A 20,811-nucleotide genomic window follows, 5' to 3' on the forward strand; every position below is an offset into this window, starting at 1 on the left:
TTACTTCGCCACCACTGCGGCGATCTTGCTGATCGGCTCGGCGAGTGCGTTGATCGCGTCCGACAGCTTCTTCAGGTCGTCCTTGGACAGCTCGGTGTGCAACTTCCAGCCGTCGCCCTTCCGGTGCGCGCCGAGCGCCGCCTCGGCCCCGGCGAACTTCTCGTCCAGCGTCTTCACCAGTTCCGGGGCGCGCTCCTCCAGAACGGGGCGGAGCGCCTGGACCGCGGCCTTGGAACCCTGCAGGTTGGCGTCGAAGTCCCACAGGTCGGTGTGCGAGTAGCGGTCCTCCTCGCCGGTGATCTTCCCGGAGGCCACCTCGTCGAGCAGGCCCTTGGCGCCGTTGGCGAGCAGCACCGGCGACAGCTCGGCGGAGTTGGACTGCTCCACGATGGTCTTGATGTCCACCATCAGCTTGTCGGCGATCGGGCCGTCCTCGCTGACGTCCTTCTTGACCCACAGGTCCTTCTCGATCCGGTGGAAGCCGGTCCACTCCTCCCCCTCGGCCACGTCGTTCTCCCGGGCGTCGATGGCCGGGTCGAGATCCCCGAAGATCTCCGCGACCGGTTCGATCCGCTCCCAGTAGGTGCGGGAGACCGGGAAGAGCGCCTTGGACTTCTCGATGTCCTCGGCCTTGACCGCGTCGACGAACTCCTGCGTCTTGACCAGCAGGGTGTCGCTTTGCGACTTGATGTAGCGCTTGTAGCTCGCGGTCGCCCCGGCGAGCTGGGCGTCGTCGCTGAGCGGCTTGTGCTCGCCGGTGACCTTGAGCGGGCCGCGGACGCCCTTGCCGATCATGCCGGGCTTGCAGGCGGTCTCGTAGCTACCGGTCGGCAGCTCGACGATCACCTCACGGGTGAGGCCCGGCACGATGTTCTCCACCTCGCCCATGACCCGGTCGCCGGGGGCGTAGACGTAGAACTCGGTCACCTTGGTGCCGCCGTTGGTGATCGCGAACGTCGAGGTGCCCGCGGCCACCTCGGTGACGGCGACCTTGCACTCGGTATCGGTGGCGGCCACCGCGATGGGGCCGCCCTTCGCCGGTGCGGCGGAGGTGCCCGCGCCCGGAGCGGCGGTGGGCTCGGAGGAGCAGGCCGCGAGACCGGCGAGGGCGAGGACGCCCGCGGCGACGGCAAGAGAGGTACGCATGATCGTCCTGTTCGGGAAGTCTCAGCCCGCGGGCTGCGGGTCGGTGGAGGGGGCGACGGTTGACGGGGTCGGGCGGTCGCGCCGCGGCCGCAGGAAGAGGATGAACGTGGGCACCGCGTAGGCGGCCCAGGCCACCGTCTCCAGCACGCTCGGCTGCGGGGTGATGTTGAACATCCCGGACAGCAGGGCGCCGTACCAGGAGTCGGCGGGCAACGCGCCGCTGATGTCGAAGGCGTAGGTGGACAGGCCCGGCAGGACACCGGCCTCCTGCAGGTCGTGCACGCCGTACTTGAGAATGCCGGCGGCGACCAGGATCAGCAGCAGGCCCGTCCAGGTGAAGAATTTGGACAGGTTGATCCGCATCGCGCTTCGGTAGATGGCCCAGCCCAGCGCGACCGCGGTGAGCAGGCCGAGGCTGATCCCGATCAGCGGGACGGCGGTGGTGGTCGCCCCCTGCACGGAGGCGAAGAACAGCAGCGCGGTCTCCAGGCCCTCACGTGCCACGGCGAGGAAGGCCATCACGACCACCGCGACCGCACCGACCTCCAGGGCTTCGCTCAGCCTGGCGCGCAGGTCGCCGGAGATCGTCCGGGCGGCGCCCCGCATCCAGAAGATCATCCAGGTGACGAACGCGGTGGCGAGCAGCGAGGTGATCGCCTCGAACAACTCCTGCTGCCGGTATTCCAGATGGGCGACGGTGAAGGTGAGCAGCGCGCCGAACGCGACCGACAGGACGAGGGCGGCCCCGACCCCGGCCCACACGAGGGGCAGCCGGTCGCGCCGGTCGCTCTTGACGAGGAGCGCGACGAGCACGGAGACGACGAGCGTGGCCTCCAAGCCCTCGCGCAATCCGATGAGGTAGCTGGCGAACACCGTCACTCCATAGATGGAAAGCCTTACCTAAATTAGGGCAGGGCAACCTTACTCTTCGCAAGGAGGTAATTCCCACCGAGGGCTGTAAGACGTGAACGAGACGGCGATATCGCCGTATGTGTGCGGTCAAAGGTTCACACCGGCTCAGGACGTTCCAGATGCAGTGGGTGAGCGCCCTCTCCTATCTCGGCGCCGGCGCCCCGGGATCCCGCAGGGATCGCCAGATCCGCTCGGGAAGCAGCCGGGACGCCTCGTCCAGGTCGATGCCGGGGGCCCCGGCCAGCCAGCGGCGGGCCGTCTCCGCGACCGGGCCGATGACCAGCATCTCGATCAGCTCGTCGGGCAGTCCCACGACCAGCCCCGCCTCGACGTACGGTCGCAGCCAGCCCTGGATCCCGGTCAGTCTGGGCGCCTTCTCCGCCGCGATCGAACCCGTGTGCGCGGTCAGGAAGTCGGCGTAGGCGGAGGCGTGGACGAATCGCGCGGCGGCCCGGTGTTCGCGGGTGAAATCGAGATATCCGGTGACCACGGCCCGGATACCGGCGGCGGCCCGTGCCTCGGTGCCCTCGCCTGGGCCTCCCGCCCGCCCCGGCGGCACCGCGTCGAGCGCGGCGATGAGGGCGTCGAGCAGGTCGGCCAGGCAGCGGGCGTACAGGGCCGCCGCCAGCCCGTCGAAGCTGCCGAAGTGGTGGTAGAGACTTCCGACGCTGACACCGCTCGTGGCGGTCACCGCCGTCATGGTGAAGCCGTCGACGCCCTTCTCCGCGTAGAGCTCCAGCGCCGCCGCCAGCAGCCGCTCCCGGGTCTCCTCGCCGCGCCGCTGTCTAGGCGACACCGGTCAGCTCCGCCGCCTGCGCCCACAGTCTCTCCGCCTGTGCGGGATCGGCGGCCACCGGGGCGAGAGGCAGCTCGCGGTCGACGTCGAAGTACCGTCCGGTGCCGGCCTGGTCGAGCGCGAGCCGTACGACCGGTGCCGCGCCGTCGGCCGGTGCCTTCCACAGCCGCTTCGCGACCTTCAGCAGCGCCCCCGCGAGACCGCTCCGGTCACCGAGCCCGGTCCTGATCACTCCGGGATGGACGGCGTCGATCGTGATGTCCCGCGGCCTCCAGCGCTCGGCCCACAGCGGCATCAGCGTCAGGTTGCAGAGCTTGGTGGTGGCGTAGGTCCGCAGCGGGGAGAAGTCCGCACCGGTCGGGGTGCGCGCGAGATCGACCCGGCCCGTACCGTACAGGCCCGCGGTGACCTGGACGACTCTGCTCAGGCGATCCTCCAGCAGATGGTTGAGCAGGAAGGGCGCCAGATGGTTGACGGCGAAGGACTCCTCGAATCCGTCCTCGGTGAGCCGCCGCGCCGCCGGCCAGATCCCGGCGTTGTGGACCAGCACGTCGAGCCTCGGGCAGGTTTCGGCCAGCGCCTCGGCGACGGCCCGGACCCCCTTGCACGTCGAGAGGTCTCCGGTGACCAGGTCGGCGCCGAGCCGGGCGGCCTCGCCCGCCGCCGCGGGATTCCTGGCCACGAGCACCACCCGGTGATCACGACGGGTGAACTCCTCGGCCGTGGCCAAACCGATCCCGCGGCTGCCACCGGTGATGACGACGGTAGGTCTCATAGCGAAATCGTAGTCGATTCTAGAGAGTCTCTCTAGAATCGACTGACCGCCGGACGAGGACCCGCTGACGGTCCGGCGGTTCATCCTCGGCGGTAGACGCCCGGGGTGATGCCGTAGCAACGGACGAACCAGCGGGTCAGATGGCTCTGGTCGGCGAAGCCGGTCTCCGCGGCGACGTCCGCGATCGGCAGGCCCCGAGACAGCAGCCCGCGAGCCGCGCGCAGGCGGACCTGCCGCTGGTACTCGCTCGGCGCCATCCCGTACGCCGCGCGGAAGGCCCGATAGACGGTGAACCTGCTGGATCCGGACAGGGCGGCGAGGGAGTCGGCGGTGTGGTCGGTCCGGTGGTCGTCCTCCAGCAGTTCCGCCACGCGCCTCGCGAGGCCCGCCGCGCCCCGGCCTCCCGCCCGGAACCTCGGGCCCCTCGTGACGGGACCGCTGAGGGCCGCGCGGCGGACCAGGGCGGGGATGACCGCGTCCAGCAGCTCGTCCGCGACCAGGGCCGGGGCTCCGCCTAGGAGCGCGGCATGCAGGCGGCCCAGCCCTCCCGCGAGCACCGGGTCGTGGACGATCGGCTCGGCGAACAGCGGCAGCCCGGCCGCGCGGCCCGCGACCCCGGCCAGCGCGGCGGAGACGAGCTCGGGACCGATGTGCACGATCCGGTAGGTGAACCCCAGCTCGTCGGCCGCCCGGCCGTCGTGCGGGTCGTCCGGATTGAACGCAAGCACCATCCCCGCCGTGCTCGTGTGGCCCGCCCCCCGGCAGGTGAACGCCTGCCGGCCGTCGTCGGTGATCCCGAAGGAGTAGGTCTCGTGACTGTGCCGGTGGTAGGTGTGCCGCTCGAAGTGGGCGTGCATCGCCTCCAGCCCCAGCCGGGGCGAGCGCCAGTAGCGCGACCAGTCACCGGACATGGACCTATTCTCGCGCCGCACGAGCGTTCAAGCCCCGGCGAGGCGGTTGCGGCGATGCTGCCTGGCATGCGTTTCGACACGAAGATCGGCATTGTGGTGCGCGCGGACCTCGCCGTCTGGCAGAAGCTCAACGTCACCGCGTTCCTGGCGAGCGGTGTGGCGGGCGGCGGGCCCGAGGTGATGGGCGAACCGTACGCCGACGGATCCGGCAACCGTTATCTGGCGATGTTCCGCCAGCCCGTCCTGGTCTACGCCGCGGACGGCGCAGGTCTCGCCGTGGCGAACGCCCGTGCGCTGGCACGCGGGCTGGAGGTGGCCCTGTACACGGAGGAGCTGTTCAAGACCGACCACGACGAGGACAACCGGGCCGCGGTGCGCGCCGTACCCTCCGACGAGCTTCGCCTGGTCGGGCTCGCGGTGCACGGGCCGCGCAACGGGGTCGACAAGGTGCTCAAGGGGCTCGCCCTGCACCCCTGAGCCGAGGTGGAGCCCCCGTCCGCACCGCGAACCCTCGCGGTGCGGACGGCATGGCCACGCGGACCCGGTCGGTCCGCCTCCGCACGGCTCACCCGGTCAGGGCTTGTTGATCTGCGCGGGGGGTTTCCCCTCGGGCTTGGGAATGCGGACGGTCTCGGAAGGCCTCTCACCCTTGTTGCGCGCGGTCAGGGTCGGATAGCAGTCGTAGTAGCAGTAATAGTTGTCGCAGTACCGCAGGAAGCAGATCCAGCCGTCCTCGACCGTGTCCGAGCAGACCGTCGCCGGTGCGACGTGGGGCGACGCGGCGTGGGCGGCGGTCATGGGTAGCACGCCGAACAGGCCGGTGCCGGCCAGAACCGCCCCTGCCAGGCCGATACCGGCACTGCGGATGAAGGTATTCATGACTCTCCCCGGTTACCTATGGAACACAACGCCACCAAAGGTAATCAAGTAAATACACGGAGTCACGCAACCGTTCGCCCCGTGTCGGGACGCCCGAGCCCGCAGGCCGCACATGGGCGGTTACGGCTCGGCTCCCTGGGGGACCTGCGCCGAGCGCCGGGCGATGGAGCGCACGATCTCCCCGGTGCGGACGGCGGTCATGGACAGCAGCGAGGAGGCGATCCCGTGGGTGCCCTCGGTCGCCCCCTGCAGGTAGACGCCCCAGGTCCGCCCGGGAACGGTGGCGACCCGGTAGTCGCGCTCCACCCGCGGTTCGCCCCTCTCTCCCGCCAGGCAGTGCTCGCCCGCCTCGCCGAGCAGGTCTCGCGGGTCGCGCTCGCGGTAGCCGGTGGCGCAGACGACCGCGTCGGCCTCGATCGTGCTCACCTCGCCCGTGGGCAGGAAGCACACCCGGACGCGGGCGGTGTCGCCGTCGTCGTGCACGCCGAGCAGGCGGGAGGCGTTCAGCATGCGCAGCCGCTGGACCCCGGCGACCTTCTCGGCGTAGGAGCGCCGGTAGAGCTCGTCGATGAGGTCGAGGTCCACCACCGAGTAGTTGGTGTTGCGGGAGTAGGCGAGCAGCATGTGCTTCACCTCCTCGGGTGCGGTGAAGAAGTGGTCGACGGCCTGCGGGTCGAAGATGCGGTTGGCGAAGGGACTGTCGTCGGCCGGCGAGTAGCCGTACCGGGTGAAGACCGCATAGACCTCCGCGGACGGGTAGGTGCGGTGCAGGTGCTCGACGGCCTCGGCCGCGCTCTGCCCGGCACCGACCACGACGAACCGCGTGGGCTCGCGCCCGCGGAGGGTTTCGAGCCGGGTCAGCAGTTCCTCGGTGTGCCAGATCCGCTCGCCCTGCCGTACCCCATCGGGGAGTACGGGGTCGAGTCCGACCGCGATCACGAGGTTGCGGGCCAGGCAGGTGTGCAGCTCGTCGCCGTGCTGCACGACGACCTCAAGGGCGTCGTCGTCGTGCGGGCGCACCGCGACGACCTCGGAGTCGTAGCGCACCAGGCCGGCGAAGGAGGACGCGGCCCACTCCAGGTAGTCGTGGAACTCCAGCCGGGTGGGGAACATGGTCTTGTGGTTGATGAAGTCGACCAGTCTCCCCTTCTCCTGGAGATAGGACAGGAAGGAGTAGGGGCTGGCGGGGTTGCGCAGGGTGACCAGGTCCTTGAGGAAGTGGACCTGCATCGTGGCGCCCTCGATGAGCATGTCGCGGTGCCAGCCGAACCTCGGCTGCCTCTCGAAGAAGACCGCGTTCACCCCGGAGCCGTACTCCTCCTCCAGGGCCACCGCGAGCGCGAGGTTGGAAGGGCCGAAACCGATGCCCACGACGTCATAGACCGGGCTCGACATGTTCGCCTCTCACGTGCTGAAGGGGTGGTCCCCCGCGGCCGGGACGGCGGCGGGGGCGGTGTGGAACGGGGGTGTTTCAGGCGGCACCCGCGGCCTTGGCCGCCTTGGCGAGCCGGGGAACGACCTGGTCGATCACGTAGGGGACCGCGAGCGGCGTCGGTGTGCGCAGCGGCCAGAACGCCTTGAGGTCCAGCGGCACGTACGAGCCGCGCCTGACCACGTCGAGGCCGGCGAACAGCTTGTTGGCCTCGATCTTCTTTTGCGTGGCGGCGTCGTCGTTGTAGTGGCTGAGCAGCAGGTCGACGTCGAGGACCTTCACCTTCTCCATGCTCAGCTCGGACGCGAAGCCCTCCCCGGGAAGCGCCTTGATCTCTTCGGGCAGCGCGAGCCCGAACTGGCCGAGAAGTTTGACGCTGATGTCGGTGTCGGACTTCATCACGCCGATGTTCCCCGAGGGGAAGACGCTGGTCAGCGCGAACCTCTTACCGTCCAGTTGGGGGTGGACGGTCTTGACCGAGGCGATCTTCGCCTCGACGTCGGCGACGAGCCTCTCCCCCTCGTCCGTCTTGCCGACCGCCTTGGCGACCTGGCGGGCCACCACCTGCCAGGAGTCCTCCGCGGGACCGGTCTCGTAGGCGGTGGTCGGCGCGAGCTGGGAGAGGTTGGCGTACTCCTTGTCGATGTAGTAGTCGCCACCCGCGAGGATCAGGTCGGGTTCGAGCGCGGCGATCTGCTCGATCGAGAAGCCCGCCTCCCCGGCCTTCAGCAGCGTCGGCGCGGTGCCGGAGATCTTCGGGGCGCTCCAGGGGGTGAGTCCGTCGTCCTGGATGCCGGTGAGCTCCGCCATGGCGACGGGCTGCACGCCCAGGGCGAGCAGGGTGTCCTGGTCGACCTCGCCGAGGGCGACGATGCGCTGGGGGGCGGATTCGATCGTGGTGGTGCCGAGCTTGTGCGTGATGGTGACCGGGAATCCGGGGGCGGCCTGGGCCGCGGGGGCGTTCGCGGCGGGCTGTTCGGCTCCGCCGCTCTCACCGGCGCACGCGCCCACCAGGCCGAGGCCGAGCAGCAGCGTTCCGGTCGCGGCCAGGCGGCGCATCGTGTCGCGCATGGGTACGGGTGTCCTTCCGAGGCCCGAGAGGGCCTTAATAGTTAGGTTAGCCTCACCTAAATTAACAATCTTTGGCGGCCGTGGGAAGCGCCTCAATCCAGGTGATTCATGAGTTCCGCGACGGTCTGGGCCGTCATGAGCGTCGCGACCTTCACTCCCGCGCAGCCCGGCTCCCGCCGGATGCGGCGCACCAACCCCATGACGAGCAGCGAGTGCCCGCCCAGGTCGAAGAAGTTGTCGTGCGGGCCGACCGCGTCCACCTCCAGGACCTCGGCGAACGCCCTGCACAGCATCGCCTCGCGGTCGTCGTCGCGCCGAGTCGCGCCACCGCCACCGTCGTCGGTGGCGCCGTCGCCGTGTCCGGGGCCGGTGACCGTACGGGCCGTGAGCGTCACGGGCAGGTCGCTCAGGCGCGTCTCGGGATCGGCCGCGACGGCCTCCAGCACGCCGACGAGCGCCCCGATCATCGTGTCGATCGTGGCCGCGTCGAACAGGTCGGCCGAGTAGTCGACGACCAGGTGGAGCGCCTCCCCCCTCTCACGGAAGATGAAGTCGAGGTCGAACTTCGCCGCGGGCGGGCTGAAGAGCGCCTCCCGCTGCCGCAGCCCGGGAAAGCGCACGTCGCCCATCGCCTGGTTCTCATAGCCGACCATCACCTGGAACAACGGGTTGCGGCCGGGGACCCGAGGTGGCCGCAGCGCCTCGACGAGCACCTCGAACGGCAGGTCCTGGTTGGCGAGCCCGGCCAGGTCGGTGTCGCGGACACGGGCGAGCAGCTCGGCGAAGGAGGGGTCGCCCGAGGTGTCGGCTCGCAGTACGAGCGTGTTGACGAAGAAGCCGACCAGGTCACCGGCCGCCTCGTCGGTACGGCCCGCGACAGGGCTGCCCAGCGGGATGTCCTCCCCCGCTCCCGTGCGGTGCAGCAGCGCGGCGACCGCGCTCTGGCAGACCATGAACATGCTCACCTGGGCACCACGCGCCAGCTCGCGGAGCCGCCCGACCAGCAAAGGCGGCAGCCGCCTGGTCGTGGACCCGCCGCGCTGGCCGACGGTGGCGGGCCTGGGCCGGTCCACCGGCAGCGGGATCTCCTCCGGCATGCCCGACAGTTCCCTGGTCCAGTAGGCGAGCTGGCGGGCGTGCGGGCTGCCGGGGTCGGCGGGGTCACCGAGCAGCTCGCGCTGCCAGAGCGTGTAGTCGGCGTACTGCACGGCGGGCGGCTTCCAACCCGACGCGCCGTCCGCCCCCTCGTCCGGCGCCCTTCCCTCCAGCCGCGCGGCGTAGGCGCGCGCCACATCTCTGGCGAACGGCCCGAAGGACCACTCGTCGAACGCGATGTGATGGAAGACGGCGAGCAGTAGGTGCTCGTCCTCCCCGCCCGATTCCGCGGTTCCCCTGAACACCTCGGCCCTCGTGAGCTCCGCGGTTTCCGTGAATTCAGCGGACCTCGCGGACTCCACGGCCTCGGCGGGCCTCGCGGGCGGTCTTGCGGGCCTCGCGGGAATGAGCGCGACCCGCAACGGGATCTCGGTGGCGAGGTCGAACGGCCGCGCGATCACCTCCTCGGGCGAGCAGGTGGTGATCTCCAGGACAGGACGCGCGGCCTCCGGAGGCAGGATCCGCTGGTAGGGCACCCCCTCGTGCTCGGCGAAGACGGTACGCAGGCTCTCGTGCCGCGCCGTCACGTCGCCGATCGCGGCCCGCAGCGCGTCCACGTCCGGCTCGCCGCTCAGGTGCACGGCCAGCGGCAGGTGGTACGCCTCGCGCGGCCCGTCGTCCTCGCGCAGGATCTGGTCGAGCAGCCAGAGCCTGCGCTGCGCGTACGACAGCGGGACGCGCCCCGGCCGTTTCACCGGTGCCAGCGGGGGCCTGAGCGTGACACCGGCCCTGTCGTGCAGCCGGGTGGCCAGCTCGGCGACGTTCGGCGCCTCGAACAGGTCACGGATCGCGAGCTCGGTACGCAGCACCGCGCGGACCCTGCCGACGAGCCGGGTCGCCAGCAGCGAGTGCCCGCCCAGGTCGAAGAAGTCGTCGTCCACGCCGACGCCGGGGACGTCGAGCACCTCGCCGAACAGGGTGCACAGCAGGTGTTCCACGGCGGTCCTGGCCGCGCGGCCGGAACCGCGCGGCCCCTGCCGGTCGGGGGCGGGCAGCGCCCGCCGATCCAGCTTGCCGTTGACGGTGAGCGGCAGCGCGTCCAGCGTGACGACCGCGCTCGGCACCATGTAGCCGGGCAACCGCCTCTTGAGTCCTTCGCGCACCCGCGCGGCGAGCGCCCCGTGGTCGCGGGCCGCCGCCGGGTTGTTCGCGTACGACGCGGGCCCACGCTCCGGGTCCGCGGGGAGGCAGGCGGCCCCTCCGCCGAAGACGGCGTCGTAGTGGCCGATCTCGTCCGATGGGGTGGTCACCACGCCGGGATCGAGCGCGTACAGCAGTTCGGGCTCGACCCCGGTCGGGGGTTCCTGGAGCAGCTCGCGTGCCTCCCGATGCGAGGCGCCGCCCTCCAGCGCGCGCAGCGCGGCGAGCTCGGCCGAGAGCCTGGGGTCGGGGATGGCACGGACCCGCAGCGGCCCGGAGCGAGCGGCGAGCCGGGCCGTCAGCTCCTCCACCCCCTCCCAGTCCACGACCTGGGTCCCCGCGTACGACGCGACCGGCCGCGCACCGGTCCGCGGGTCGGTCCGCAGGTCGAGCGGTGCGCCGGGCTGCGCGGCGAGGTTCGCCACGGGGTTCGCGGCGGGTGACTTCCAGAGGGTCACGTCGTAGCGGTACCTGCTGAGCTCGTTGTGGTGGACGCCCCGCTTGGTACGGATCTCCACCCGCGCGGCCAGGCCGAGGGCGGTGAAGAACGCGGGGTCGAGCAGGAGCTCCTTCTCCATCCGCACGGCCCGGTCGATCGCCGCCGTACCGTCGTCGCCGCCCCGGCCGAGCCGGATCGCCGCGTGCAGGCAGCGCACCGACCGCAGGTCGCGCACGTCGCCCACGAACAGCGCGCCGCCGGGGGCGAGCAGGTCCATCGCGGCGGCGATCACGTCGGCGAGGTATCCGGCGCTCGGGAAGTACTGGACCACGGAGTTGACGACGATCGTGTCGAAGTGGCCCGCGGGCAGGCCGGTGGTGTCGTGCGCGGCCTGGCAGCTCAGGCGTACCGGCGAGTCGGGGCCGAGGTCGGCCCGGAGCTTGGCGATGACGGGCGCCGCGAAGTCGGTGGCCCAGTACTCGTCGCAGCCGGGGGCGAGCCGCGACAGCAGCAGGCCGGTGCCGACGCCGATCTCCAGCACCCGCCGAGGGCCGAGGGCCTCGACGCGGGCCGCGGTGGTGTCACGCCACTCGCGCATGTGCTCCAGCGGGATCGGCGACCCGTCGTAACTGCTGTCCCAGCCCGCGAAGTCCTCGGTGTGGACGGCCGTGCCGATCTCGGTGTACTCGGCGTCGTAGACCTGCCGCCACTCGGCCAGGTGCTCGCGCTCGGCGTCGGGCCGCGCGGCTCCGTCGGGCACCACGTAGCCGATGAGGCGCTTCACGCCGGGCACCTCGGTGCCGACGGCGACGACCGCGGCCTGCCCCACGCCCGGCTCGGCGGCCAGCGCGGTCTCGACCTCCTCCAGCTCGACCCGGTAACCGCGGATCTTCACCTGCTCGTCGGTACGGCCGAGGAAGTCGATGTTGCCGTCCTGGCGCACCCGCACGAGGTCTCCCGTGCGATACATCCGGCCGCCGCCGAACGGGTCGGCGACGAACCGCTCGGCGGTCAGGCCCGGCCGGTCGAGGTAACCCCTGGCCAGACCAGCCCCGGCGATGTAGAGCTCTCCCGGCGTGCCGGGCGGTACCGGGCGCAGCCAGCCGTCGAGCACGTAGCCCCGGGTGTTCCAGATCGGCCTGCCGACCGTGGGGGTGGCGCTGTCCTCGGTGCCCCCGCCCAGCGTGTTGATGGTGTACTCGGTCGGGCCGTAGAGGTTGTAGCCCAGCACCCCCTCGGCCTCGGCGAGCCGGTCCCACACGGCGGCCGGGACGGCCTCGCCGCCCAGCAGCACGAGCGGCGGGCGGTGCTCGCCGTCGAGCAGCCCTTCCTCCAGGAGTTGCTGGGCGTAGGTCGGCGTCACGTTGACGACGTCGACGCGGTGACGCCGCAGGTATTCGGTGAGCGCCTCGGCGTCGCGCCGCAGCTCCTCGTCGCAGACGTGCACCTCGTGGCCCTCGATGAGCCAGAGCAGCTCCTCCCACGACATGTCGAAGGAGAACGACACGGTGTGCGCGATCCGCAGCCGCCGCCCGGCCGAGGCCACCACCGGGTCGAAGATGTTGGCCCGGTGGTTGAACTGCATGTTGGTCAGGCCCCGGTAGGGGGTGACCACCCCCTTGGGACGCCCGGTCGACCCGGAGGTGTAGATCACGTAGGCCGGGTGCTCCAGCCGTCCCGGCACGTCCCTGCCGAAGCCGGGCAGTTCCTCGTCCGTCAGCCCGGTTCCGGGCAGGCCCGCCAGCGTCTCCCGTACGGCGGGGTCGTCGAGCGGGATCGAGGCGCCGGGGTTCGCCAGCCCGGCGGCGATGTCGCGGTGCGAGACCAGGCAGACGGGGGCGGCGTCGGCCAGCATGAAGTCGAGCCGGTCGGCCGGGTAGTCCAGCTCCAGGGGAAGGTAGGCGGCGCCCGTCTTGAGCACCGCGAACAGCGCGACGACCATCTCGGCGGAGCGGGGCAGGGCAAGGGCGACCACCCGTTCCGGACCCGCGCCGTGCGCCTTCAGCAGCCGGGCGAGGCGGTTGGCGGCGGCGTCCAGCTCGGCGTAGGTGAGTCGCGTGTCCGGCTGGGAGACCAGGGCGAGCTCGTCCGGGGTGCGCGCGGCCTGGTCGGCGAGGAGCTCGGCGATGGTGAGGTCGGGGACGAACCGTTCGGCCTCGGCCCAGTCGCGGCGCATCCGGTCGTGCTCGTCGGGCAGGAGCGGGTCGAGCCGGTGGCAGGGGGTGTCGGGTTCGGCGGCGATGGTCTCCAGGAGGCTTACGTACCGGTCGGTGAGACGTCCGGCCTCGGCCTCGGTGAACGCGTCGCCCCGATACATGACCCGCAGGCCCGCGCCGGGCTCGACGACCATGGTGAGCGGGTAGTGGGTCGCGTCGCGCACCTGGCGGCCGGTCACCCGCACGTCGCCGCCGGGGCCGAAGCCGCGCCCGGTGGGCATGCCGGGGAAGTTCTGGAACACGAAGAGGGTGTCGAAGAGGGTCCCGAGACCCGCCACCCGCTGCACGTCGGCGAGCGCGACGTAGGAGTGGTCGAACAGCTCCGAGGTGAACGTCTGCACTCGTTCCAGGACGGCGCGCAGCGGATCGGCCGCCGAGGCGCGCACCCGGACCGGGACGGTGTTGAACAGCAGGCCGACGACGGACTCGACGCCGTCGACGTCGGGGTGGCGGCCGGACACCGAGACGCCGAAGACCACGTCGTCGCGGCCGGTGAGAGCGGCCAGGAGCAGCCCCCAGGCGCTCTCGTACAGGGTGCCGAGGGTGAGGCCGGACTCGCGGGCGAGGGCGTCGAGCCGGGCGGCGAGGTCCTCGGGCAGCGCGCGGTGGATCTCCCCCGCGGTGGCGAGGTCGGCGGGCCGGTCGATCAGGTCCGGCCGCAGCAGGGTCGGCTCGTCGAGCCCTTCGAGGGCGCGGCCCCACGTCTTGATCGTGGCCTGCCGGTCCCGCCCGTTCACCCAGTCGAGATAGGCGTGGAAGGGGACCACGGGCCGGGCGCGCTCGGCGCCGGCGTCGGTGTAGAACTCCAGCAGCGAGGTGACGAGCAGGCCACCCGACCAGCCGTCCAGCAGGATCAGCTCGGAGGTGAGCACCAGCCGGAAGTCGTCCTCGCCCACCCTGGCCAGCGCGAAGCGGATCAGCGGCGGCTCGCCGGGGACGAACGGCCGGGCGCGCTGGACCTCGACGAACTCCTCCAGCGTCCGCTGGTCACCGGTCTCGGCGTAGGTCCAGTCGACCTCGAAGCGTTCGGGGACGAACTGCACGCTGCGGCCGCCGTCGGTGCGGAACCCGGCCCGCAGGTTGGGGAACTTCAGCAGCACCTCTCGCGCGGCCCCGGCCAGCCGGTCGGGATCGACAGGCCCCGCCAGGGTCACCACGGCCTGCTGTACGTAGACGTCGCGGTCCCCACCGGCCAGCATCAGGTGGAAGAGCAGTCCTTCCTGCAAAGGCGAGAGCGGCGACTCGGCCCACGTCGGCCCGCCCGCCACGACCTCACCCGGCAGGATCGCGGCCGTCCCATCGGGCGGGACAGACGCGTCCTTCTCTTCTCCATCCTCGAACCGCCCCGTCGCACCTTCCGCGAACACATCACCCAACGGGGTCGCCACGGTCTCAGCCGACACGCCGCCGAGCGGAGCCGTCGCGGGCTCGGCGGGTGCGCGGGAAAGATCCGCGACCCTGGCGAGGGCCTCGACGGTACGCAGCCGGAAGACGTCGCGGACGGCGAAGGGGAACCCGGCCCGGCGGGCACGTCCCACCAGCAGGGCCGCGTTGATGCTGTCGCCGCCGGTGCGGAAGAAGTCGTCGTCGGCGTTGACGCCGTCCCGCCCGAGGGTCTCGGCGACAAGATGGGCGATGGCGCGCTCGGTGTCGGTTCGCGGCGCCCTGCCCTCGCGGGCGACGGGCTCGGGTAGCGCGCGGCGGTCGAGCTTGCCGTTGGGAGTGCGCGGCAGGCGGTCGAGGCCGACGAGCACGGCGGGGACGAGGTGGTCCGGCAGGATCTCTTGGAGCCGGAGCCGCAGCGCGTCGAGGTCGGGTTCGGAACCGGGGTCACCCACGACGTAGCCGACGAGGCGTGGCCCCGAGCGGGCCGCCACGGCCGCCTGACGCACGCCGGGCTGCGCGGCGAGCACCGCCTCGACCTCTCCCGGTTCGACGCGGAAGCCTCGGATCTTGACCTGGTCGTCGGCCCGGCCCAGGAAGTCCAGGCTTCCGTCGCGGCGGCGGCGCACCCGGTCGCCGGTACGGTAGAGCCGCGATCCCGGCGGGCCGAAGGGGCTGGCCACGAACCGTTCTGCGGTGCGGGCCGGGTCCTTGAGATAGCCGCGCGCCAGACCGTCCCCGGCGAGGTAGAGCTCACCGACCGCGACCTCGCGGAGCCCGGCGTCCAGGACGTACGCCACGGTGTTGGCGATCGGGACCAGTCCGCCGCCGCCCTCGGCGATCAGGCTGTCCCCGGCCGCCTCCGAGCAGCCGTACAGGTTGACCAGCCGGGCGGGGACCCGCTGGACCAGAGAGACGGGCAGTGCTTCGCCGCTGCTCACCCAGGTGGTCACCGAGCCGAGCCTCCCGGTTCGCGCGCTCTTCCCTGCCTCCCGACACTCCTGCGGCTCCTTGGCTTCTCCGACCTCCCCACGTCGCGCGTTCTCCCCGGACTCACCGACTTCTCCAAACCGTCCGCTGCGCGCGGCCTCCCCTGCCTTTTCCGTCTCCTCGTTCTCCATAAGCGCGGCCAGCAGGCTCGGCACGACCGTCACCAGGTTCACACCGTGGCGGTGGATCAGCTCGGCGAGGGCGAGCGCGTCGGTGGCGGTGTCGTCGTCCGCGACGACGACGGTGTCACCGGCGACGAGGCCGCCGAGCAGTTCGGTGCTGCCGTCGATGAAGGCCGGTGAGCTCTTGGCGACCCGCACGCCGACGGTGGCGAGGTCCGCCCCCCAGGCGAGCCGGTTGGCCAGGGCACGCTGGGTGCCGACGACGGCCTTCGGGGTCCCGGTGGACCCCGAGGTGAAGATCACGTACGCGGGATGGTCGGGGAGGATCGGGGTCTTCGCGCGAGGCGGGGCGTCCGGTAGCCGCTCGTCGGCGCCGAGGACGAGCAGGGGCCCGGCGGTGTCGAGCATCAGGTCGATCCTGGAGCGCGGGTAGGTCGTGTCGATCGGCAGGTAGGCCGCGCCGGTCTTGAGCACGGCGAGCAGGGCGACGACGAACTCGGCCGAGCGGGGCAGCGCGATCGCGACGATCTCCTCGGGGCCCGCCCCCGCCGCGGCGAGCCGGTCGGCGAGGACCTCGGCGCGCTCGTCAAGCTCGGCGTAGCTGAGCGTGATCCCGCCGTCGCCGGAGACGTCACCGCAGACGACGGCGGTGGCGTGCGGGGTGCGCGCCACCTGCACCTCGATCCGCCGGGCGACGGCGAGCGGGGCGAACTCGTCCACGGGGCCGGGTCCCGCGAGCGGCCCGATCGGGGCGCGGAGCGACGACAGGCGCCGTGCCGGATCCTCGGTGACCTGGTCGAGCAGCTCGCCGAGGTCGGCGATCATGCCGGTGACGGTCTCGGCGTCGAAGAGGTCCGTGGCGTAGGCGACGAACCCCTCGATCAGTTCCTCGCCCTCGGCGAAGTAGATGTCCAGGTCGAACTTGACGCCGCCGGTCTCGGGAAGGAAAGGTTCCGCGCGCACGCCGGGCAGCCGCAGCCGCACGTCCTCCAGCCGCTGATGGACGATCATCACCTGGAACAGCGGGCTGCGGGCGAGCGAGCGTTCGGGGGCGAGCCGCTCCACGACCTGCTCGAACGGCACGTCCGCGTTGGAGAACGCGGCCAGGTCGGTGCGGCGGACCCGCTCCAGGAGTTCGGTGAAGGTGGGGTCGCCGCTCAGGTCGGTGCGCAGCACGACGAGGTTGACGAACACGCCGACCAGGTCCGCGAGGTCGGCGTCGGTGCGGCCCGCGACGGGCGAGCCGAGCGCCACGTCGTCGCCCGCTCCGGCCCGGTGCAGGAGCGCGGCCACGGCGGCGTGCAGGACCATGAAGACGCTGGTTCCGGTCTCCAGGGCGAGCCGTCGCGCCCCGGCCGACGGCAGCCGGAACGATGCCAGCCCGCCCCGGTGACTCGCCTCGGCGGGGCGGGGCCGGTCGGCCGGTGGCGCGCTCTCCTCGGGCAGCCCGCGCAGCGTCCGCTCCCAGAAGTCGAGCTGGTCCGCGGGGGCCGGGAACTCGTTCCGCCAGACGGCGTAGTCGGCGTACCGCACGGGCAGCGGCGCCCAGTCAGGCGCGGTGCCCGTCCTGCGGGCGGTGTAGGCGCGCGACAGGTCGGCGAGCAGCGGGGTGAACGACCACTCGTCGGCGGCGGCGTGGTGCTGGAGTACGACCAGCACGGACTCCTCGGCACGGACCCGCAGCAGGGTGGCCCGGATGGGCAGGTCGGCCCCGAGGTCGAAGACGTGCGAGGCGGCCCTCGTCTCGGCCGCGCGCAGCCGTTCCTCCGGCCGGCCGCGCGCGTCCACCACGTCGAAGGCGATCTCGACGGTGTCGAGGACGCGCTGGACCGGCAGTCCGTCGGGGCCCTCCTCCAGCAGGGTGCGCAGCGCCTCGTGCCGGGTGACGACGTCGGCGAACGCGGCGCGCAGCGCGTCGACGTCGACCGGCCCGTACAGGCGCAGGCCCAGCGGCAGCGCGTCGGCGGCCGAGGGGCCGCGCAGGCGTTCCTCGAACCAGAAGCCGCGCTGGGCGGGAGAGGCGGGGACGATCTCGGGCCTGGTCACGTCGCGGACCCTCGGCCGGGTGCCCCGTACCAGCCTGGGCGCGAGCGTGGCGACCGTGGGCGCCTCGAAGACGTCGGCGATGGTGAGCTCGGCGTCGAGCGCGGCGCGCACCCGCCCCGCGAGGCGGGTGGCCAGCAGGGAGTGGCCGCCCAGGGCGAAGAAGTCGTCGTCGATGCCCACGGTGCGCAGGCCGAGGGTCTCGGCGAAGACCGCGCACAGCGCCGCCTCGCGGTCGTCGCGCGGCCCCCGGCTCGACACCCGCGCCTCGGGCGCGGGCAGCGCGGCCCGGTCGAGCTTGCCGTTGACGGTACGAGGCAGTGCCTCAAGCAGGACGATCGCCGAGGGGAGCATGTACTCGGGCAGCGTCTCGGCCGCCGTCGCCCGCAGGTCCGCCTCGTCGAGGTCTCCGTTCGGCACCACGTACGCGACGAGCCTCTTCTCGCCGGGCGCGTCCTCGCGGACCACGACGGCGGCCTGGGCGACACCGGGGTGGGCGGCGAGCACGGCCTGCACCTCGGCGGGCTCGATGCGGAACCCACGGATCTTCACCTGGTCGTCGGTACGCCCCAGGTATTCCAGCGATCCGTCGCGGGCCCAGCGGGCCAGGTCGCCGGTGCGGTACATGCGCTCGCCCGGCGGGCCGAAGGGGTCGGCGACGAAGCGTTCCGTGGTGAGTCCCGGCCTGCCCGCGTAGCCGCGCGCCAGCTGCGTCCCCGCGAGGTAGAGCTCGCCGGGGACGCCGACCGGGGCGGGGCGCAGCGCGGCGTCCAGGACGTAGGCGCGGGTGTTGGGGAACGGCCTGCCGATCCCCGAGGACGGCAGCTCGGTGGAGGTCGCCCAGATCGTCGCCTCGGTCGGCCCGTACACGTTGACCGCCGACGCCGCCACCGCGTGGAGGGTTCCAGCGAGCGCGGCCGGAAGGGCTTCACCGCCGACGAGCACCCGCAGCCCGCGCAGCGCGGCCGGGTCCAGCGAGCCCAGCAGCGACGGGGTGCCCTGGACGATCGTCGCCCCGGCGAGCAGCGCGCCCAGCGCCGCCGGGTCGCGAACGCTCTCGCGCCCGGCGAGCACGACGGTCGCGCCGCTGATCAGCGGCGCGTACAGCTCCAGCGCGGCGATGTCGAACGCGATCGTGGTCACCGCGACCAGTCGGTCGTCGGCGTCCAGGGCGAGACGCTCCCTCATGGTGAGCAGGAACGTGGTGAGCGCGGCGTGCGGGATGGCCACGCCCTTGGGCCGGCCGGTCGAGCCCGAGGTGTAGATGACGTACGCCAGGTCGCCGCCTCGGACCGGATACGACTCCTGGCCTGCGGTCGGCCCGGGGGGTGTTCCGGGGTGCGCGTCGTCCTGCGCCGGCGTCTCGGCGCGGGGGACGGCGATCACCGGGGGGACATGGGCGGGGCGGAGCGCGCCGTCCGGTGTCAGATTCTCGGTTGTCAGAGTCTCGGTTGTCAGCGTCTGGGGTGTCAGCGTCTCGGTTCCCTGCGGGATGAGGGCGGCCGTCTCCGAGGTCGCGATCGCGCAGAGCGGGGCGGCGTCCCGGATCATGTAGGCGATCCGGTCGGCCGGGTGGTCCAGGTCCAGCGGCAGGTAGGCGGCGCCGGACTTCAGCACGGCGAGCAGCGCGACCACCAGGTCGGGGGTGCGGGGCAGTGCCAGCGCGACGACCCGGCCGGGTCCCGCACCGCGCTCGCGCAGCACTCGGGCGAGGCCCGAGGCCCGCAGGTCCAGCTCGGCGTAGGTGAGCGTGGCCCCGCCGGTGCCCTCGACGGCGACCGCGCCGGGAGTGCGGGCGGCCTGCTCCTCGAACAGGGAGGTCACCGTCGTGTCCCGGACGGGGCGCGCGGTGTCGTTCCACTCCTCCAGCAGGGCCGCCTCGGCCGCACCGAGCAGCTTCAGGTCGGCGATCCGCCGGTCCGGGCGGCTCACCGCGTCGCCGAGCAGCGTCTCCAGGTGGCCGAGGAGTGCGTCGACGCGCTCGTCGTCGAACAGCTCGCGCCGGAAGGTGGCCTCGACGGTCATCCCCCGGGGCCTGACGAAGGCCTCCAGCGACAGGTCGAAGTGGGTGGTGCCGTTGTGGATGTGCGTCCAGCTCGTGGTGACGCCCGGCAGGTCCAGGTCACCGATCTCCTGGGCGAGGAACAGCAGCATGGTGTCGAAGAACGGCGAGCCGCCGCGCCTGCGGGCGGGCCGCAGCTCCCGCACGATCGTGTCGTAGGGCAGTGTCCGGTGCGCGAACCCCTCGGTGCAGGTGTCGCGGACCCGGCGCAGGACCTCGCGGAAGGTGGGCGCGCCGGACAGGTCGGTGCGCAGCACGAGGGTGTTGCCGAAGTTCCCGGCCAGCCGCTCGATCTCGGTGTGCTCGCGGTTCATCACGGCCGAGCCGATCGCGATGTCGGTCGCGCCGGTGTAGCGGTGCAGGAGCACGGCGTGGGCGGCGAGCATCACCATGTACGGGGTGAGGTTCTCCCTCGCGGCCAGCTCCCGCATGCCTGCGGTGACGGTGTCGTCGAAGCGGCGGGCCCTGCGCCCGCCGCGCTCGGAGGCGGTCGCGCCACGCGGGCGGTCGGCGGGCAGGTCCAGGGGTGCGGGCGGCGGGTCGAGGCGCCGCCGCCAGTAGTCCATCTCCTCGACCGGGTGCGGGCGGCCCTGTTCCCAGTCGGCGAAGTCGGGATAGTGGACGGTGAGCGTGGGCAGACCGTCCGGCTCACCGGAGACGGCGGCGCGGTACAGGGCCGACAGGTCGCGTGAGAGCGAACCCCAGGTCATGCCGTCCCAGGCGATGTGGTGCACGACCAGGACCAGGGCGTACCCGTCGACGCCGATCCTGAGCAGTTCGAGCCGGATCGGCCGCTCGGCGCGCAGGTCGAAGGGGATCGCCGCGAGCCGCTCGGCGTACGCCTCGGCGTCGTCCTCTGCGTGGTCACGCACCGGCAGGTCGAGGGAGTCGTCGGCGAGGACGTACTGCACCGGCGTCCCGTCGTCGTTCTCGTCGTAGACGGTGCGCAGCACCGCGTGCCTGCGCAGGAGGGCACGCAGCGCCTCGCGGAGCGCCTCGGGGTCGAGCGCGCCCGACATGCGTACCAGCAGGCAGACGTTGTAGGCGGGGCTGGAGGGGAACGTCCGGTGGTGCAGCCACATGCTCTGCTGCGCGTACGACAGCGGGGCGGGACCACCGCAGGCGCGTGGAGTGATCCGGTCCCTGCCGGGTCCGAACCCCGCCTCGGTCATCATCCGCCGCATCAGTTCGCGCCGCTGCGCGACGTCCTGCCGCTGTTCCCGCACGCTCAACGTCCTTAGGGGCCGGGGGTCGGGCACTCTGTCCCGCATCGGAACTTAGGTTAGCCTTGCCTCTTAAATCCACACAAGGTTAGCCTTACCTAAATTGCTGGAAGTTG

Annotated in this window: 10 protein-coding genes; 1 reads left to right on the plus strand and 9 read right to left on the minus strand. The window is 72.1% G+C overall.

Features of this window, described 5'->3' with window-relative positions:
- The 5 genes from efeO to ACIBH4_RS27870 all read right to left on the minus strand — a co-directional run bounded on the left by efeO (position 1) and on the right by ACIBH4_RS27870 (position 4,540).
- Positions 1–1,146, minus strand: a complete 1,146-nt coding sequence (gene efeO / locus ACIBH4_RS27850; protein ID WP_362520837.1) for an iron uptake system protein EfeO — start codon at positions 1,144–1,146, stop codon at positions 1–3.
- A gap of 21 nt (positions 1,147–1,167) precedes the next feature.
- A complete protein-coding gene (gene efeU, locus ACIBH4_RS27855) occupies positions 1,168–2,019 on the minus strand; it encodes an iron uptake transporter permease EfeU (protein ID WP_362520840.1) in 852 nt (283 codons plus the stop codon).
- 181 nt (positions 2,020–2,200) lie between these two features.
- A complete protein-coding gene (locus ACIBH4_RS27860; RefSeq protein ID WP_362520843.1) occupies positions 2,201–2,854 on the minus strand; it encodes a TetR/AcrR family transcriptional regulator in 654 nt (217 codons plus the stop codon).
- Positions 2,844–3,629 carry an SDR family NAD(P)-dependent oxidoreductase gene (locus ACIBH4_RS27865; protein ID WP_362770026.1) on the minus strand — a complete coding sequence of 262 codons (786 nt, stop codon included), beginning with the start codon at positions 3,627–3,629 and terminating at the stop codon, positions 2,844–2,846. Before ACIBH4_RS27865 ends, ACIBH4_RS27860 begins: the two co-directional genes overlap by 11 nt.
- An 80-nt stretch (positions 3,630–3,709) precedes the next feature.
- Positions 3,710–4,540: an AraC family transcriptional regulator gene (locus ACIBH4_RS27870; protein ID WP_362770024.1), complete on the minus strand. Its 831-nt coding sequence runs from the start codon at positions 4,538–4,540 to the stop codon at positions 3,710–3,712.
- A 66-nt stretch (positions 4,541–4,606) separates the two neighbouring features.
- Here ACIBH4_RS27870 and ACIBH4_RS27875 point away from each other — a divergent pair, with 66 nt between their 5' ends.
- Positions 4,607–5,017, plus strand: a complete 411-nt coding sequence (locus tag ACIBH4_RS27875; RefSeq protein WP_362770022.1) for a DUF2000 domain-containing protein — start codon at positions 4,607–4,609, stop codon at positions 5,015–5,017.
- A 96-nt stretch (positions 5,018–5,113) separates the two neighbouring features.
- Here the strand turns inward: ACIBH4_RS27875 and ACIBH4_RS27880 are convergent, their stop codons facing one another.
- From ACIBH4_RS27880 to ACIBH4_RS27895, 4 genes are all read right to left on the minus strand, one after another.
- Positions 5,114–5,419 (minus strand): hypothetical protein, encoded by a 306-nt coding sequence (locus tag ACIBH4_RS27880; protein ID WP_362770020.1) that lies wholly within the window; start codon positions 5,417–5,419, stop codon positions 5,114–5,116.
- Positions 5,420–5,539: 120 nt separating this feature from the next.
- On the minus strand, positions 5,540–6,814 hold the full coding sequence (locus ACIBH4_RS27885; RefSeq protein ID WP_362520867.1) for a lysine N(6)-hydroxylase/L-ornithine N(5)-oxygenase family protein: 1,275 nt from the start codon (positions 6,812–6,814) through the stop codon (positions 5,540–5,542).
- Between the two features lie 76 nt (positions 6,815–6,890).
- Positions 6,891–7,922 carry an iron-siderophore ABC transporter substrate-binding protein gene (locus ACIBH4_RS27890; RefSeq protein ID WP_362770018.1) on the minus strand — a complete coding sequence of 344 codons (1,032 nt, stop codon included), beginning with the start codon at positions 7,920–7,922 and terminating at the stop codon, positions 6,891–6,893.
- Between the two features lie 92 nt (positions 7,923–8,014).
- Positions 8,015–20,743 carry an amino acid adenylation domain-containing protein gene (locus ACIBH4_RS27895; RefSeq protein WP_362770016.1) on the minus strand — a complete coding sequence of 4,243 codons (12,729 nt, stop codon included), beginning with the start codon at positions 20,741–20,743 and terminating at the stop codon, positions 8,015–8,017.
- Between the last annotated feature and the right edge of the window lie 68 nt (positions 20,744–20,811).

It is taken from the genome of Streptosporangium sp. NPDC050284 (assembly GCF_044459525.1).
Taxonomy (GTDB): Bacteria; Actinomycetota; Actinomycetes; order Streptosporangiales; family Streptosporangiaceae; genus Streptosporangium.

What these genes read in the sequence shown, in the direction of transcription:
- efeO (WP_362520837.1), bottom strand. Translation starts at nt 1,146, where the DNA reads ATGCGTACCTCTCTTGCCGTCGCCGCGGGCGTCCTCGCCCTCGCCGGT.
- ACIBH4_RS27865 (WP_362770026.1), bottom strand. Translation starts at nt 3,629, where the DNA reads ATGAGACCTACCGTCGTCATCACCGGTGGCAGCCGCGGGATCGGTTTG.
- ACIBH4_RS27870 (WP_362770024.1), bottom strand. Translation starts at nt 4,540, where the DNA reads ATGTCCGGTGACTGGTCGCGCTACTGGCGCTCGCCCCGGCTGGGGCTG.
- ACIBH4_RS27875 (WP_362770022.1), top strand. Translation starts at nt 4,607, where the DNA reads ATGCGTTTCGACACGAAGATCGGCATTGTGGTGCGCGCGGACCTCGCC.
- ACIBH4_RS27880 (WP_362770020.1), bottom strand. Translation starts at nt 5,419, where the DNA reads ATGAATACCTTCATCCGCAGTGCCGGTATCGGCCTGGCAGGGGCGGTT.
- ACIBH4_RS27885 (WP_362520867.1), bottom strand. Translation starts at nt 6,814, where the DNA reads ATGTCGAGCCCGGTCTATGACGTCGTGGGCATCGGTTTCGGCCCTTCC.
- ACIBH4_RS27890 (WP_362770018.1), bottom strand. Translation starts at nt 7,922, where the DNA reads ATGCGCGACACGATGCGCCGCCTGGCCGCGACCGGAACGCTGCTGCTC.
- ACIBH4_RS27895 (WP_362770016.1), bottom strand. Translation starts at nt 20,743, where the DNA reads ATGCGGGACAGAGTGCCCGACCCCCGGCCCCTAAGGACGTTGAGCGTG.